This window comes from Streptomyces aureus (assembly GCF_000725495.1).
Taxonomy (GTDB): Bacteria; Actinomycetota; Actinomycetes; order Streptomycetales; family Streptomycetaceae; genus Streptomyces; species Streptomyces aureus_B.
This window is the reverse complement of sequence record NZ_JNZD01000005.1, coordinates 282,820-297,395: the sequence shown is the minus strand read 5'-3', so window position 1 is coordinate 297,395 and position 14,576 is coordinate 282,820. Positions and strand designations below refer to the sequence as shown.

The 14,576-nt window shown below is 70.9% G+C and carries 13 protein-coding genes and 1 tRNA gene; 7 read left to right on the top strand and 7 right to left on the bottom strand.

Annotated features, from left to right (window positions below; genetic code table 11):
* Positions 1 to 83 precede the first annotated feature (83 nt).
* The 3 genes from IO36_RS11250 to IO36_RS11240 all read right to left on the bottom strand — a co-directional run bounded on the left by IO36_RS11250 (position 84) and on the right by IO36_RS11240 (position 4,583).
* A complete protein-coding gene (locus IO36_RS11250; protein ID WP_037618906.1) occupies positions 84 to 551 on the bottom strand; it encodes a single-stranded DNA-binding protein in 468 nt (155 codons plus the stop codon).
* 133 nt (positions 552 to 684) lie between these two features.
* Positions 685 to 2,763: a YfjP family GTPase gene (locus IO36_RS11245; protein WP_051900307.1), complete on the bottom strand. Its 2,079-nt coding sequence runs from the start codon at positions 2,761 to 2,763 to the stop codon at positions 685 to 687.
* A 212-nt stretch (positions 2,764 to 2,975) separates the two neighbouring features.
* Positions 2,976 to 4,583 carry a dynamin family protein gene (locus IO36_RS11240; protein WP_037618904.1) on the bottom strand — a complete coding sequence of 536 codons (1,608 nt, stop codon included), beginning with the start codon at positions 4,581 to 4,583 and terminating at the stop codon, positions 2,976 to 2,978.
* A 312-nt stretch (positions 4,584 to 4,895) separates the two neighbouring features.
* On the opposite strand from IO36_RS11240, the gene IO36_RS11235 reads away from it, so the two are divergent.
* The 4 genes from IO36_RS11235 to IO36_RS11230 all read left to right on the top strand — a co-directional run bounded on the left by IO36_RS11235 (position 4,896) and on the right by IO36_RS11230 (position 7,152).
* Positions 4,896 to 4,971: transfer RNA gene (locus IO36_RS11235), tRNA-Arg, on the top strand.
* A 447-nt stretch (positions 4,972 to 5,418) separates the two neighbouring features.
* Positions 5,419 to 5,670, top strand: coding sequence for a DUF6578 domain-containing protein (locus IO36_RS49320; protein WP_425535520.1), 252 nt, complete (start codon positions 5,419 to 5,421; stop codon positions 5,668 to 5,670).
* A 373-nt stretch (positions 5,671 to 6,043) separates the two neighbouring features.
* Complete coding sequence (locus tag IO36_RS46775) at positions 6,044 to 6,400, top strand: hypothetical protein (protein WP_158997302.1); 357 nt, start codon at positions 6,044 to 6,046, stop codon at positions 6,398 to 6,400.
* A 185-nt stretch (positions 6,401 to 6,585) separates the two neighbouring features.
* Complete coding sequence (locus IO36_RS11230; RefSeq protein WP_051900306.1) at positions 6,586 to 7,152, top strand: DinB family protein; 567 nt, start codon at positions 6,586 to 6,588, stop codon at positions 7,150 to 7,152.
* Between the two features lie 96 nt (positions 7,153 to 7,248).
* On the opposite strand, the gene IO36_RS11225 is transcribed toward IO36_RS11230, so the two are convergent.
* The 3 genes from IO36_RS11225 to IO36_RS44350 form a co-directional block, all read right to left on the bottom strand.
* On the bottom strand, positions 7,249 to 9,414 hold the full coding sequence (locus tag IO36_RS11225; RefSeq protein ID WP_037618902.1) for a TerD family protein: 2,166 nt from the start codon (positions 9,412 to 9,414) through the stop codon (positions 7,249 to 7,251).
* A gap of 346 nt (positions 9,415 to 9,760) precedes the next feature.
* Entirely contained in the window at positions 9,761 to 10,054 is a 294-nt protein-coding gene (locus tag IO36_RS11220; protein WP_051900346.1) for a DUF1876 domain-containing protein, read from the bottom strand.
* A 347-nt stretch (positions 10,055 to 10,401) separates the two neighbouring features.
* Positions 10,402 to 10,935 (bottom strand): hypothetical protein, encoded by a 534-nt coding sequence (locus IO36_RS44350; RefSeq protein WP_051900304.1) that lies wholly within the window; start codon positions 10,933 to 10,935, stop codon positions 10,402 to 10,404.
* 200 nt (positions 10,936 to 11,135) lie between these two features.
* On the opposite strand from IO36_RS44350, the gene IO36_RS11210 reads away from it, so the two are divergent.
* The 3 genes from IO36_RS11210 to IO36_RS11200 all read left to right on the top strand — a co-directional run bounded on the left by IO36_RS11210 (position 11,136) and on the right by IO36_RS11200 (position 13,644).
* Complete coding sequence (locus IO36_RS11210) at positions 11,136 to 11,777, top strand: SIMPL domain-containing protein (RefSeq protein ID WP_037618900.1); 642 nt, start codon at positions 11,136 to 11,138, stop codon at positions 11,775 to 11,777.
* Between the two features lie 286 nt (positions 11,778 to 12,063).
* Positions 12,064 to 12,681 (top strand): class I SAM-dependent methyltransferase, encoded by a 618-nt coding sequence (locus tag IO36_RS11205; protein ID WP_037618899.1) that lies wholly within the window; start codon positions 12,064 to 12,066, stop codon positions 12,679 to 12,681.
* Positions 12,682 to 13,467: 786 nt separating this feature from the next.
* Positions 13,468 to 13,644, top strand: a complete 177-nt coding sequence (locus tag IO36_RS11200) for a hypothetical protein (protein ID WP_158997300.1) — start codon at positions 13,468 to 13,470, stop codon at positions 13,642 to 13,644.
* A 259-nt stretch (positions 13,645 to 13,903) separates the two neighbouring features.
* Here the strand turns inward: IO36_RS11200 and IO36_RS11195 are convergent, their stop codons facing one another.
* Positions 13,904 to 14,371: a hypothetical protein gene (locus tag IO36_RS11195; protein ID WP_245173212.1), complete on the bottom strand. Its 468-nt coding sequence runs from the start codon at positions 14,369 to 14,371 to the stop codon at positions 13,904 to 13,906.
* Between the last annotated feature and the right edge of the window lie 205 nt (positions 14,372 to 14,576).

The following is a 14,576-nucleotide window of genomic DNA, read 5'->3' as shown; positions in this document are numbered from 1 at the left end:
GCCTATCGACAAATCCACGAGAGCTGTTCGCCGTTTATTTGTCGATAAGCCGCAGTTCGGTCAGATCACGGCACTCTCTGACATCACGTCACCCCGGCCGGTTCGGGCAGCGGTTGGGACACACCTCCGAGCTCGGCATCCGGGTCGGTCTCCCAACTGGGCTCGGGGCGCCGGTCCGGAGCCGGCTCGCCCTCCTTGGACGGGCGCCGGAAGGCCGACGTGCCGCGAGAGAGGTCGTGGCCGATCGCCACCGCGTCGATGTCCGCCGACGTCCAGCTCTGTCCGTCGCGGGTCTCCGTGCGCACCTTCAGCCTGCCCTGCACGATGACGGGATCGCCCACCGACACCGAGGCGCCCACGTTCGTGGCGAGCGCGCGATTGGCCCACACCGTGAAGAAGTTGGTGTGCCCGTCCGTCCATCCGTTCTTCTCGCGGTCCCAGTACCGAGAGGTCACCGCCAGCCGGAACCGCGCCGACGCGCCGTTCGCCAAGTCCCGGTACACGGGCCGTGTCGCCACGTTGCCCACCGCGCACACCATCGTCTCGTTCATCGTGAATCCCTCCCGTGCGGATACGTCTGCCGCGGCGGTCGCATGCGCTGCGACCGCCGCGGAATTCAGACTGCCGCCGCCGGGCCGGACCCGCTCGGCGCTGTGGGCCGCCGGGCAGTTGTGGAAATCCGCGTCACCCGACCGGGGTACCCGCTGTCGCTGTCCCCGCCGTCGCCACCCCGATGACCCGCCCGTACTGCTCCCGCACCTCGCGGTACCGCAGCAGCTCCGCGGCCACCGGATCCAGCACCCGGGCCCTGCCGCACGCGGCGGCCGCCTCACGCAACCGTCTCTCCGCCTCCAGGCCGTAGCGCCTGGCCGGGCCGCGGGCCGCCATTCTGCTGGCCCATTCGACGGCCGGGCCGCCGATGATGCCGGACAGCATCAGCAGCACCGGAACCCCGAGGTTCGGGGACATGACCCCGATGATCTGGCCCACCAGCCAGAGCCCGCCGACGACCTGCACGATCGTCATCGCGGCCTGTGCCAGCACCGCGACGGGCCACCAGCCCGGCCGTGGCGGCCTTCCCGCCGGCGCTGTGGCACGCGCCGCCATGTCGTCCAGCGCCTCGGGCAGCCCCTGCGCGCCCCGCACGGCCGCCTCGCGCACCGCCTGCGCCCAGGGCGCCGGAAGCCCGTACGCGGCCCGGTCGGCCACCGTGCGCACGGCCTGCTCGACCCGCTGGCGTGCGGTGGCCTCCTCGTCCACGGGAGCGCGCACCGGCAGCCGCCCGGTCGGAGGCTCGCGCCGCTCCAGGTACCAGCGCCACAGCCGCAGCCAGGGCGTGCCGCAGGCCCGGTTGGCGTTGCGGCGCCAGGACCGCTCGGCGGCCTCCCCGGTCGCCACGGCGCCGACCGCGTCCGCGAGCCGGTCGGAGAACTCGTCCCGCGCCTCCTCGCTGAGCCCGACCCGCCGCCCCGTCGCGTAGACGGGCCGGAGCCGCGCGGCGGCCAGGTCGAGATCGGCGGAGATCCGCCGCGCCGCCGCCCCGCGTTCGGCCACGAACTGGCTCAGGCACTCGCGCAGTTCGGGGACACCGGCACCGGTGAGCGCGGACAGCGAGAGGACGGTCGCGCCCGGTTCGCCGTACTCGCCGAGCGCGATGCCGTCCTCGTCGAGCAGCCGCCGCAGATCGTCGAGCACCTGGTCGGCGGCGTCGCCGGGGAGCCGGTCCACCTGGTTGAGCACCACGAACGTGACTTCCGCGTGCCCGGCCAGCGGCCGCAGATAGCGCTCGTGGAGGACGGCGTCCGCGTACTTCTCCGGATCGACCACCCAGATGACCGCGTCGACCAGCCCGAGGACACGGTCCACCTGCGCGCGGTGCTGGACGGCCGCCGAGTCGTGGTCGGGCAGGTCGACCAGGACCAGGCCGCGCAGCTGGGACTCCGCCTCCGCGCTCTGCAGCGGGCGTCTGCGCAGCCGTCCGGGGATGCCGAGCCGGTCGATGAGGGTGGCCGCGCCGTCGCTCCAGGTGCAGGCGATCGGCGCCGACGTCGTCGGTCTGCGGACGCCGGTCTCGGAGATCGCCACGCCCGCGAGCGCGTTGAAGAGCTGCGACTTGCCGCTGCCCGTGGCCCCGGCGATGGCGACGACGGTGTGCTCCCCGGACAGCTTGCGCCGGGCCGCCGCCTCGTCCAGGACCCGGCCCGCCTCGGCGAGGGTGCCGCTGTCGAGGCGCGCCCGGGAGAGGCCCACCAGTTCGCGGAGCGCGTCCAGGCGTGAGCCCAGCGGAGCGTCGTACGCGAGGGGGGCCGGGACCGACGCGACGGCGGCCTTCGTCTCCGCCTGCGGCGTCTGGTAGCGGGCGGCGGCCGTCTCGGTCACCCGGCGCGCGATGAGGCCGTCGTCCCAGACGGGGCCGTCCTCCGCGCGCGCGGAGTCCTCGGCCTCCCCGCGCGCGTGCGGCTCGGCTCCCGAGGTGTTCCGCGCGGCGCCCTGTCCGGCGGCGCCGTCGCTCCGCCCGGTCTTGCCGGTACCGCCCTCCTTGCCGCCTCCTCGGGCTCCGCCCGTGCCGTCGGCGCCTTCCGTGCCGTCCTGGGGCCGGGTGCCGCTCCGTGCCGTACCGCCGGGCGGTCCGCCCTCCGCGCGGGCGTCCCGGGCGCTCCTGGCGGCCGCGTCGACGCCGGCGGTCCCCTCGCTCTCGGCGCCCGAGGCGGCCGCACCCGAAGAGGCGTTATCGCGGGCGCCGTCGTCGGAGTGCTCGGGCACGCGGCGACCGTCCCCGGGACGCCCGTCCCCGGGAGGCGTGCCCTCGGCGTGCCCGTCGCCAGAGCATCCGTCCCCGGAGCGCCCCTCTCCGTTGCGCCCGTCTCCAGAACGTCCGTTCCCGGAGCGCCCCTCTCCGGAGCGTCCGTCTCCAGAACGTCCGTCTCCAGGACGGTCGGCTTGATCCGTGTGGTCAGTGACGGCAGTCACCGCGGTCACCTCTCCTTCTGCAGTACGGACAGCGCGGCGATCAGCTCGGCCTGGGGTTCCGGATGGACTTCGAGCGCTTCGAGCGGCGCGAGACGACGCTCGCGTTCGGCTTGCAGGGCCGTGTCGACGAGCTCCGTGAGCAGCCGGCCGGCCTTGTCGCGCAGCCGCAGCGCGCCGTGCGCCCCGATCCGCTCGGCCAGCCGCTCGCCCGCGTTGCGCGCCCTGCGGCCGCCCAGGAGCGCGGTGGCGACCAGCGCGGCCACCACCGAGGAGTCGGGGGCGACGCTCTTGTCGAGGTCGCGCACCTCGTCCTCGGCGTACTCCTCCAGGACGCGCCGCCAGCGCCGCACCGCCAGGCCGATCCGGTGCTCGGCGCTCTCCAGGGCCGGATCACGGCCCGTCAGCTCCGGCGCGCCCGAGGCGGGTTCACGGCGCCAGGCGTCGTCCACCCGCTCGTCGGCCGCCGCGACGGAGCACAGCAGCAGCGCGGACAGGCTCTCCACGAGCGCGTCCAAGAGCTCCTCGGCGGTGCAGTCGAGGGGGTAGGCGCGCCAGCGCTTGAGCGCGTCCCCGGAGAGCACCGCCCCGGCCTGGAGACGCCCGCGTACCCGGGTGTACTCGCTGTCGTACGCCCCGTCGACGGCCGCCGTGAGCCGGGTCGCGGCGGCGTACTGCGCGGCGGTGGCACTGGCCAGCTCCGGCATCCGCGCCTTCAGGGAGTCCAGTACACCGTGTGCCGTACGGGCCATGGCGCCGTGGCGGGCCCCTGGGTCCTGGATCTGGTGCGTGAGCCACGTACGCAGCGGTGCGACGGCCGTGGCGGGCAGCAGGCCGCCGCCCCACGCGGACTCGGGCAGTTCCGGCACCGTGAAGCGGGGAGCCTCGCCGAGTCCCGCCTTGGCGAGCAGAGCGCCGTACTGCCGCGAGACCTCGGACACCACCTGATGCGGCACCCGGTCCAGGACCGTCACCAGGGTCGCCTTCTGCTCCTTGGCGGTCCGCAGCAGATGCCACGGCACGGCGTCGGCGTACCGCGCGGCCGTCGTCACCATCACCCAGATGTCGGCCGCGCAGATCAGCTCGGCGGCCAGCACCCGGTTGTCGGCCACCAGGGAGTCGACGTCGGGCGCGTCGAGGAGGGCGAGGCCGCGCGGGAGCGTGTCGGCGGTCTCGATGCGCAGCACCCGCTCACCGCGCCCGGTGACGGCCGGAAGATCGTCGCCGGACTCCTGATGGGGCGTCCACACACGCGTGAGCTGGGGCAGCACGCGCATGCCGCTGAACCAGTGATGGTCCTCCGGATGGCACACCAGCACCGGGGTACGGGTCGTCGGGCGCAGGACGCCCGCTTCGCTGACCCGACGTCCCACAAGGGAGTTGACGAGGGTCGACTTGCCGGCGCCGGTGGACCCGCCGATGACGGCGAGAAGCGGCGCTTCGGGTTCCCTCAACCGGGGCACCAAATAGTCGTCGAGCTGTGCGAGCAGTTCGTCGCGGTTGGCACGCGCGCGTGGAGCCCCGGCCAGGGGCAGCGGAAAGCGTGCGGCGGCGACACGCTCGCGCAGGGCGGAGAGTGCGTCGAGCAGCTGGGGCCGTACGTCCAAGGTCACCACATGCGAAGAATGCCCAATTTTGGAGTCTTTCTGAAGCATATGGGTATGTCTGCGCGCCGACAGGACAGACGGGGCGGAAGGGATGACTGGGGCGCAGGCATAACGAGTGCACAACACCCGATGCTCAGGACGCCAAAAGCGGTGCACGATTCGTACCCGCCTGCGATTATCAGGACCGCTTCACTGAACCTCCACATCGAGCCACGGAGGCGCAGTAGGAGGGGCAGGGATGCGGGACCCCTATCCTTGTCCCCGGCAAGGTCACGGATCCGCCCACACCCGGGCACCACGACACACAGGCCGACACACCCGGCCCCCGTAGCTCAGTGGATAGAGCAGGCGCCTTCTAAGCGCTTGGCCGCAGGTTCGAGTCCTGCCGGGGGCGCCAGTCTCCGCCCTCCCTCATGGGAGGGCTTTTTGCTGGTCGGAGCAGGTTTCACTCGATGCAGCTATGTCCCGAACGCCCTCCCGATGATCAAGGGAGAGGCCCGGGGCCGTCCGGCTGTCACCGGGTTCTCGCGGGCGGCTCTGCCGTATACGTGGCGAAATTTTCGCCGGGGAGCCTCAGCCCGCGTCGGGCGGGTCGGGACGGCCTCCGGCGGCTTCGAGGCGCGTTTTCAAGTCAGGTGGCTGCCTCCGTCGCACCGCGCGTAGGTCGCCAGAAGCACCGGGACGCTGTTGCCGGCCAAGCAGGCCACCTGGGCGGGGCGAGGACGTGCGGGGGCGGAAACGGCCTTCCGCGCGCCGCGCCAGGCCGGCCGGATGACGGAACCGGCGGGTGGGTCGATGACTGGCAGATCCAGTGCTGCGGAGATTGCTTTCCGCGAGGAGCATCATGGCCGGGAATGCGCATGCGTCGACCCGGTTGCGGGTGCTCACCGACACGGAAGTGCACTGCCGGTACGAAGTTTCTCCCGACAGGACGTCGAACGTGCGGCATTCGGTGCCCGGCGCAATCGAATTGGTGCCGGTCCGAGAAGCGGATGGATGGGCGGTGACTCGCCCGCACGTCGAATTCAGCGGCTGCATCGTGGCGGCTGAGCGGACCGCAGAGGAGCAGGGAGGCCCAGTTTCCCGGGATCGGTGACGAGCGGGTTCAGCGGAGGCTCGTCGTGGCCGTGAGGGTGCCTCGATCGACCTGATGAAGATGCGGGTACACCTCAAAGCGTGCCGAGGTCGCGGTGCATATTCGCTCTCCGTGAAGGGGCAACTGGCGGCGGCTTCAACACGGTTGAACCCTTCATGATCCTTGTCTCGCATTTGATGCCCCTCGGTGCCCTGACCAGCAGCTTATGATCGCGGGCATGCGTCATGCCATACCCCGCCTCGTCTGCCTTCTTCCACTGATCGGACTCATCGGACTGATCGCAGGATGCGGGACCACTCAGACTTCCCAGCCCTCCCAGCCTTCCCCGGGCCGATCAAAGGTGAGCGCCGACCCTTTGGCCGCTCACCGCCGCATGGAATACGAGACCGTTCGTACGGAGCTGCTGCAAGCGGTGGCTAACGTGAAAGCGCCTGACGGGTTCAGAGGAGCCGGTAAAGAGGAACCCGCCGGAGATTACTGCTCCGTCTCTCTCGACGGCTTCGTGTCGACGAAGAGTGCTCTTCGTTCCCGCGAGGATGTGACAGCGGCACTGCGGGCACACGGTTGGAAGCAGGCCGGCGCCGGAGGTACTGACGAGAGCCTCCTCACCCGGGGAACCTGGGCGGTTTTCGTCACACGTATTAGCGCACCCCTCGTCGGCGCAGACGGCAAAATGGAAAAAATGCTGCATGAACTCAGGATCAGTGCCGACTGCGAGGGAAACGCGTAGGGATGCCCGGTGGCCTCGCTGTGCCACGTTCGTGCCAGGCCGGACTGGGAATTCAGGGCAAACCGGGGCGCAGAACGAGCGGATCGCTGCTTCACCCTTTCAGTTCATTTAGGTCAGGATCTGACCTCTACTGGCTCTAGCGTCCTTCCTGCCCGGCGGAACACGAACCACGGAAGGCAGCAACCATGAGCGAGACCGTGACTGTCGACGAATCGGCCACCCACGACGCGGCCCGTGAGCCGGTCACCGGCGAGCGCGCCGACTTGCTGGAAGCGCTGGCCAAGCAGCGGCACTTCCTGCGATTCACCACCCGAGACCTCACCGACGAGCAGGCCGGGCGCCGGACCACCGCCAGTCAGTTGTGTCTGGGCGGCCTGATCAAACATGTCACTGCGGTCGAGCGAACCTGGGTGCGGTTCATCCTGGACGGCCCGTCGGCGATGCCCGACTTCACCAAGATGACCGAGGCCGACTGGGCCCGGCGGGCCGACGAGTTCCGGATGCTGCCGGGCGAGACGCTGACCGGCGTGCTCGCCGACTACGCCGAGGTGGCCCGTCGGACCGACGAACTGGTCGTCACCCTGCCCGACCTGGACGCCGCACAACCACTGCCGAAGGCCCCGTGGTCCGAGCCGGGCGGGCGATGGAGTGCCCGCCGGGTGCTGCTGCACATCGTCACCGAGACCGCCCAGCACGCCGGGCACGCCGACATCATCCGAGAGTCCCTGGACGGCGCCAAGTCCATGGGGTAGCCGACGGCACGGCGAGTCCTGCCAGGGGCGCCAGGGTGGCTTCGAGGCGCCCTTTCAGGCCAGGGGGATCCGGGAGCTCGTGGGAGCCCGGCGGGCTCAACCCGTACGGGCCCCGTCCTTGGCGGGTGTTCGCCGTGGTGTCGTGCCGTCCAGGTGGACCACCACGGTGCTGTAGAAGCGATGGGCCGCGTCGTCGACACTGCGGATGAAGCTCGACTCCGCGTTTCCCCGGGTGCTGCCCATGCCCTTCAGGAGGGACAGGCGGAAGCCGGCGATCCGGGACGCGGGGTCCTTGGGCAGCAGGTCGGCCGGCTCGGGACGGAGGCGTTCGAGCGTTCCGCGGCGGCCGGCCGCCTCCCCTTCGACGAGCGTCTCGACATGGAGGTCCGCCGGGGCCTCGTCCAGCCGCCGGACCAGGCGCTTCGCCCACGAAAGCGGCTGGCCCTGCTCCGGCGCCGGGATCTCGATCGACGTACGGAGCTTGCCCGTCCGCAGGTCCGCGCTGATCGCCAGGACTCCGGGCGTCCCCTCGATGCGCAGCTCCGACTGCAGCCTCCCGTCGAGGCAGAGCCGGTCGGCGAGACGGCCCCGCAGCGCGTTCGGGTCGACCCCGCGCCTGGCGCGCTGGACGGGCAGCACCTTCTGTCCCAGTTCGCCGCCGAGGCGCAGACAGACCTGGCGGACGAGACGCTCCCAGCTCTCCACGACCTCCAGCGCCCGCGGGTCGCCCTGGCACAGGGTCTCGTCGTCGATGCCGTTGCGCACCGGCACCCAGGCCGGCCCCATGTTCTGGAAGCCGTGGCAGCCGGAGTTCTCGTGGCGCAGGTAGTGCAGCAGTTCCTGGAGGAGCCAGGCGTGCGCCCCGTTGCCGACGCCCTCGTGCCGGATCAACAGCTGCGCCTGGTGCGCGACTTCCGCCCAGGACAGATGCCACAGGGCCACCTTGTGCTTGCGCCGCTTGTCGATCTTGACCTCGACGAGCGGGCTGCCCTCCAGCGCCACGTCGTTCGACAGCGTGATCACGGCCTCGTAGCCACGGCGCGCGGCGATGTCCATGTACGCCTGGACCTGTTCGGCCCGGAGCGCGCTGCCGTTGGTCTTCGTCTCGACGAGCGCCGTCCACAGCTTCCCGGCCCGCTCCACCCGGATCACCCCGTCGGGGCGCCGCGGGCTGTCGCCGTGCGGCAGGGTGACCTCGGTGAACGTCTCCATGCGGCCGGCCGGGGCGCCGAACGCGGCCGTGAGCCGCCGGCCGAACTCGGGGACCTGGGCCATCACGGACAGCAGGACCGAGGTCGCCCGCGTCTCGCGCTCGCGGTCGCTCTTCAGCGCCGACGCCGGGAAGAGCCGCGCGTCCCTCCACGACTCGTTCTCCGCCAGCGTCCTTCTGGCCGCCTTGGGCAGGGTGATCTTCTTCTTGGCCGTACGGGGCCGCGCGGCCGCTCTCTCCGGCCGGTCCCCGGCGCCGGGCCGGAGCGGGGCGGCGGCCAGGGCTGGGGCCGGGGCTGGACGGGGAGCGGGGCGCGGGGAGGGGACCGACGGCAGGCCGTCCTGGGCTACGGGGACGCCGCCGTTCCGGGGTACGGGGTCGCCGCCGTCCTGCCGTCCTGGGCCGTCGGCCGGTGGCGCCGCCTCCGTAGGGTTCGGGCTCGGGTTCGGGTACGGGTCCGTCGGGGTGTCTTCGGCGGCCTCGTCCGGTACGTGCTCGGCCGCCGCGTCGTCGTCGACGTCGACCCCGAAGTCCGTGGCCAGACCCGCGAGGCCCGACGCGTAGCCCTGGCCGACGGCGCGGAACTTCCATTCCTCCGCACGCCGGTACAGCTCCCCGAAGATGATCGCGCTCATCGTGTCGGCGTCGTCGATGGCGAAGCGGAGGAGCTCCTCGCCCCCGCCGTCCGCCAACGCCAGCCTCACGCGCTCCAGTTCCCCGAAGCAGGCGCCGTCGTAACGGCTCGCGGCCAGGACGATGCGCTCGACCTCGGAGGGCACCGCGGTCAGGTCGAAGCCGATCCGGTCCTCGTTGCCGTCCACCGCGGGCGTCTTGCCCAGCAGCTGCACGCTTCCGTCCGCGGCGACCGGGTTGTTGTAGAAGTAGAAGTCACCGTCGTCGCGGACCTTGCCGTTCGCGCCCAGCAGGAGGACGGACACGTCGGCGTCGCCCTCGCCGGTCGGGCTCGCCCATCCCAGACTGACGATCACTGCGTCGGTGTTCTCGCTCAACGCCGCGAGCGACACGTTCGATCCCTTGATCATTTCGCGCATGAAGTCCCCCCAGAACGATGCGACTCGGGTGTTCCGACACCTCCACCCGGCCGTCTGGTGCTCGGGGTTGTGCGGTGATCGGTGCGCGGGGGACTGTAGTGCCCGCAAAGTGTTTCTTTGGGAGTCATGCGGAATCTGAGCGGGATGTGTGCACAGGGCTCTAAAGTGTCCACCCCTGCCCCCCTGTCCACCCCGGCCTATCCGTGTCCACCCCGGCCGGTCCGTGTCCACCCCTGCCGGTCCGGGGCATGACGAACGCCCCCGAAGGTCCCGGAGGTGTCCGGGAGCGTCCGGGGGCGGACGGTGCGAAAAGCGAACGGTCGGACAGGCCCTGGTGACGCCGGGGTCACCGCAGCGCGTGCGAGGTCCTGCCCGAGGCCGCGTCGATCTCGTCGTGGGCCTTGGTCAGCAACTGCATGGCGAGTTCGTTCAACGCCCTCGCGCCCGCGACCTCCTCGCCGACCCTGGGCTGGTTCGAGTCGGAAGGGTGACGGCTGGCATAGCCGTGCGCACGTACCTCGCTTCCGTCGGGAAGGCGCAGCAGGGCGGCCGCGCGGGTGCGGTGGTCGTCCTCCTGGAATTCCATCTCGACGTGCCAGCCGACCGTGGTCCGTGCCTGCGTCGCTGTCATCTGTGTCATCGCGATCACCTCCGAAGCCGCTTCCCCCGGTGAAGCCCTGGGAGGACCGGGCGGACCCCAGCCCCTACAAGCAGTGTCCCTCTCGGGCGGGCCCGGCACGAGGCGAGCCGTGAGGGTCACGCGTCGTGGCGGGGCCGCCCCGACGGGTGGCGTGGGGGGTGACGGCCGGTGGCGGAGCGGTCGCCGGAGCGATGGGCGCCCGCCGAGGACCGGGCTGCGGCCCAGGCCCATACCCGAGCCGTCACGCCTACGCCCGCGCCCCCGGGCCTACGTCCGCGACCTCGGGTCGACACCCTTGCCCCCCCGGGTCGGCGTCCGCGCCCCGGGCCGACACCCTTGCCCTGCCCTCACACCGAACCCGAGCCGGCTCCGGACGCATCCTCGTGGGCCGCCGGACCCCGGCCTATCGTCATGGACCAGCGCACACCCGGGGGCGCCTCGACGGAGACGACTCCGCCGCGGTCGACCCCCGCGACCGCCACCTCGTTGTACGTGGTGCTCACCTGGTCGGCGACGCAGTTCAGGGGGAAGGCGACGCGGACGGACCGCACCGCCACCTTGATCCTGCCCGCGCCCTGGCACCTCACGGCGACGATGAGCGCGTCGTGCTTCGTGCCCTTGCCGAACGGGAGGGTGGCACTCCCGGTGGTCGCGTTCCGGCGGCCGGCGAGTGTTTCGCCCTTGTCCAGCTCCGGAGGCTTCTGTACGGAGGGAGGGGCGGAACCGGTGCCTGACGTGCCCTTCGTCGAGCCCGGCTCGGAGGGGCGAGAGGACCGGCCGGACGACGACGGGGTATCGGTGTGGGCCGATGTACAGGCGGCGACGGACGGAAGCGCGAGAACGCAGGCGATGCCCAGTCCCACGAGGGTTCGGCGCGGCATTCACGACTCCCGGACGGTGCGGCCGATGGGATGCGAGGGGAGGTTGGTCACGTCGTTCTTGTTGCCCCTGTGGTGACCGGCCTATGTGCACGGCCGCATCCGGGCTGTCCGCTCTGCCGGGGCTCGGGGCTCGGGGCTCGGGGCTCGGGCCTGGGGTCAATCCCGTTGCGGTGATGAGGTGTTGCTGCTTCCATCCTCGGATGACGGAGATCAAGGAGCCCTGGGGGCTCAGTGTGTTCGGTGCGGGGAACGTGTCGGCGGAACCCCGGATCGCCCAGGCGCGGCTCGCGGTCGACCTCGTGGCAGCGACACCCGAGGAGGCCTTCGAACAGGCCGGGGCGGCCGTGGCCAGGTTGCGGACAGTGCTGCGTGAGCACGGGATACCCGATTCCGACGTGTCCGGGTCACGCCTCGCCCTCCAGTCGGAGTTCAAGGGCTACGGCGCGGAGCGCACGTTCCACGGCTATCGCTGCGAGGCGACGTACACCGTGCAGATCGAAGCCCTCGACCGGCTCGAACGCTTGATAGAGGACGCCGTACGGGCGGGCGCCAACCGCGTGGACGAGGTCCACTTCGACGTGCTCGACAAGCCCGCCCTCCGGGACGAGGCCCGGCGCAGGGCGGTCGCGGCAGCGCGCCGCAAGGCCGAGGTCTACGCGGAGGCCTGCGGAGTGCGGCTCGGCCCGGTGGTGCACATTCAGGACGTCGACCCGGAGTCGGTCGGGCGGCGCAGTCATGGGGGCCGCCTGGGAGGCGACCCCGAGAACGACGGCGTCTTCGCGCCCGGGGCGGTACGCGTCGAGGCCGCGGTACTGCTCGGCTTCGGCCTGCTGCCCGACTAGGGCCGGTCTGACAATTCCCGTCCGCCCGGCGAGCCCGGCCGCGGGCCTCGGCTCGCCGCCCGGCGGTCATGGGAGGTGAGGGGTCGTCCTCTTCCTCGGCTCCGGATCCAGGTCAGGGCGCCGGAACGGCGTCGGGCAGGTGCGATCCGTGTCATTCCGGGGTGTCTGCCGTGCCCGTGTCAGGACCGGTCTGGGGGCAGGTGATCACGGGAGGGTGGTCTGGATCCAGGAGATTCGCAAGCGCGTGTCTGCGGTGCCAGACTTGTCGTGAATGGTGGTGGCTGCCATGGGTTTCTACGCCGAGCAAGTCGTTCCGCGCATCGTCAACGTCGCATGCGGCATGGGGGAGGCCAAGGAGCTGCGGCGCCGGGTGTGCGAAGGCCTGGAGGGCGAAGTCCTGGAGATCGGCTTCGGTTCTGGGCACAACGTTCCCTTCTATCCGCCCGCCGTCACGCGGGTGGCTGCCGTCGATCCCTCGGATGTGGGCTGGAAGCTGGCCGGCAAGCGTCTCGGCGCGACCTCCACCCCGGTGGAGCGCTGTGGGGTGGACGGCCAGTCGCTTCCCTTCGCCGACGACAGTTTCGATGCGGCCCTGTCGACCTGGACGCTCTGCACCATCCCCGACGCGGACGCCGCCCTGCGCGAGGTTCGACGCGTCCTCAAGCCCGGAAGGACCCTGCACTTCGTGGAGCACGGCCTGGCCCCGGACGAGCAGGTACGCCGTTGGCAGCACCGCCTCGACCCGATGGAGCAGCGCATCTTCGACGGCTGCCATCTCACGAGGCCCATCGTCGACATGCTCACTTCCGCCGGCTTCACGATCGCCGAACTCGACGTCTTCTACGAGAAGGGCGCCCCGAAGGCCATGGGCGCCGACTCCCTGGGGATCGCCGTATCTCCATGACGGCGCCGCCGCGACTCATCCTGAGCCACAGGGATCAGCGGTAGAGCCGCAGGTCACAGGCCCCCGGCCGAACGGGTTTCCCCCGAGGGGTAGCCGTCAGGCAAGATGGGGTGTTACTTGCCGAACGAGGGCATGAAACAGCCCCTCACCAGCGGGTTTCCCGTCGATGAGGGGCCGTGTCAGGCGGCTTGGGCCGTCTCTGGGCCGTCGTGGGCGTGACCGGCGGCCCGGTACATCGCGCTGATGGCTTTCCGGGTCCTGGTCTCGCTGCTCGGCATCAGGTGCGTGTACACGCGGAGCGTGAAGCCCGGGTCGCTGTGGCCGAGGTAGAGGCTCAGCGCCTTGATGTTCTCCCCGGCGTCAAGCCCCGGCTGCGCTCCGCTCCGCCGGGCGCGCTCCCGGCTCCGCTCGCGCGCCGCTCCTGCCTTCGGCCCGCTCCGCGCGGCTGCGCCGACGCGCGCCCTTGAGAGGGTTGGCCGGCTGCATGAGGTCAGAACACGTCCACGTCGTGGCCGGGCCGGTTGGCTCCGAGACTTTAGGCAGCCACCATGGGGCGAGCCTCGAAGATCATGGCCCCAACGTCGTGCTTCAACGGGCAGGTCCACAGACTGCCCGACTCGCCGGAAGCTTAAGGGGCCATGATCACTCGCCCCATGGCAGCTCCCGCCCAAAGTCTCGGAGCCAACCTCTCGCCGCTGTCGACCGCAGGCGTGGCGGGCCGGCATCCACCGCCAACTTTGACGGAGCCCTGCCATCTTGGTCTTCTGTGTGGCTAGCATGATCGGCATGACGGGGCGTCTGGCACGGCTGTTTGTCGGCGGGGTCGTTGTCACCCTGATTTGGCATTTCGGCAAGGGGGAGTCATGGTTCGGCGCGCTCGTCGGGTTGGCCATGTGGCTGGTGGTCATGTCGTTGTGGTGGATCGTTGACGATTGGTACCAGCGGCGGACCGAAAGCCGGTAGGAAGCAGTCGTGCGGCTGACCCCTTGTTGCCGATGACATCAGCGGCTGACACCAACAAGCACGAACAGGGACGGTTGAGGCCGGACCCCGGAAGGCGATCGGTCGAGGCGCACGGGCGGTTGGCCGACGTCGATAGACCCCTGCGACCGACCTGATAAAGATGAGGCCAGACCTCAAAGCTCTTGTGCGTCGCGGGGCGCTGTCCTGAACCGATGGACAGCGCCCCGCGACGCCCTGCGGACCGAAGGGGCACTTGGGGTCAGACGCCCCAGGTGCCCTGGTTCACGGCGCAGGTCCAGCCGGTGCCGTGGAGGGCGAACTTCACCTTGTAGCTGTGGGTGTTGAGCAGGTGTGTCTGCACCTTCACACCGAGGCTGCTGCTCCGCTTGAGGGTCCCCGTGTACACGGAGACCGTCATCGACGTCTTGTTGGTGACCCGGCCGTTCTTGGGCGTGGCCGTGCCGAAGCGGATGTTCGCGACGTCCGTGACGGTGAGCGTGACCTTCGTGAAGCTCTTGGTCGTGCTCTTGTTCTTGATCCCGAAGTACAGACCGCCGTTGGTCACCCAACCGTGCGAGTCGACGTAGAACCTCGCCGGGTAGACGAGGCTGACCGGGCAGCCGGTGCTCGTCGCAGCCGGGGTCGCGGCCGATGCCGTGCCGGCGAGACCTAGCTGGGTGGCGGTGACGAGCCCTGCGGCGGCGAGAACGGCCGCGGCGGCGCGCATGCGATGCATCGTGGAGAGACTCCCCCTCTGACTGGCCCGACCTGACGGGCCGTAGGCGGAAAGAGTGCCATCCCCGGCACCCGGGCGCGCGTGCCTGCCGGGGTTCGGCAGTGGTTGTTACGGCAGTAGTACAAACCGCCTCAGCACTCCGCGTGGCCGCTAGACGACGCATTACCAGACGGAACCTATCCCCTTGCATGGTGGT

Coding starts and splice junctions, on each gene's coding strand:
- IO36_RS11200 (WP_158997300.1), top strand. CDS start 13,468: ATGACGGGGCGTCTGGCACGGCTGTTTGTCGGCGGGGTCGTTGTCACC.
- IO36_RS11220 (WP_051900346.1), bottom strand. CDS start 10,054: ATGACACAGATGACAGCGACGCAGGCACGGACCACGGTCGGCTGGCAC.
- IO36_RS49320 (WP_425535520.1), top strand. CDS start 5,419: ATGGCCGGGAATGCGCATGCGTCGACCCGGTTGCGGGTGCTCACCGAC.
- IO36_RS11210 (WP_037618900.1), top strand. CDS start 11,136: ATGACGGAGATCAAGGAGCCCTGGGGGCTCAGTGTGTTCGGTGCGGGG.
- IO36_RS11205 (WP_037618899.1), top strand. CDS start 12,064: ATGGGTTTCTACGCCGAGCAAGTCGTTCCGCGCATCGTCAACGTCGCA.
- IO36_RS46775 (WP_158997302.1), top strand. CDS start 6,044: ATGGAATACGAGACCGTTCGTACGGAGCTGCTGCAAGCGGTGGCTAAC.
- IO36_RS11195 (WP_245173212.1), bottom strand. CDS start 14,371: ATGCGCGCCGCCGCGGCCGTTCTCGCCGCCGCAGGGCTCGTCACCGCC.
- IO36_RS11225 (WP_037618902.1), bottom strand. CDS start 9,414: ATGCGCGAAATGATCAAGGGATCGAACGTGTCGCTCGCGGCGTTGAGC.
- IO36_RS11230 (WP_051900306.1), top strand. CDS start 6,586: ATGAGCGAGACCGTGACTGTCGACGAATCGGCCACCCACGACGCGGCC.
- IO36_RS11250 (WP_037618906.1), bottom strand. CDS start 551: ATGAACGAGACGATGGTGTGCGCGGTGGGCAACGTGGCGACACGGCCC.
- IO36_RS44350 (WP_051900304.1), bottom strand. CDS start 10,935: ATGCCGCGCCGAACCCTCGTGGGACTGGGCATCGCCTGCGTTCTCGCG.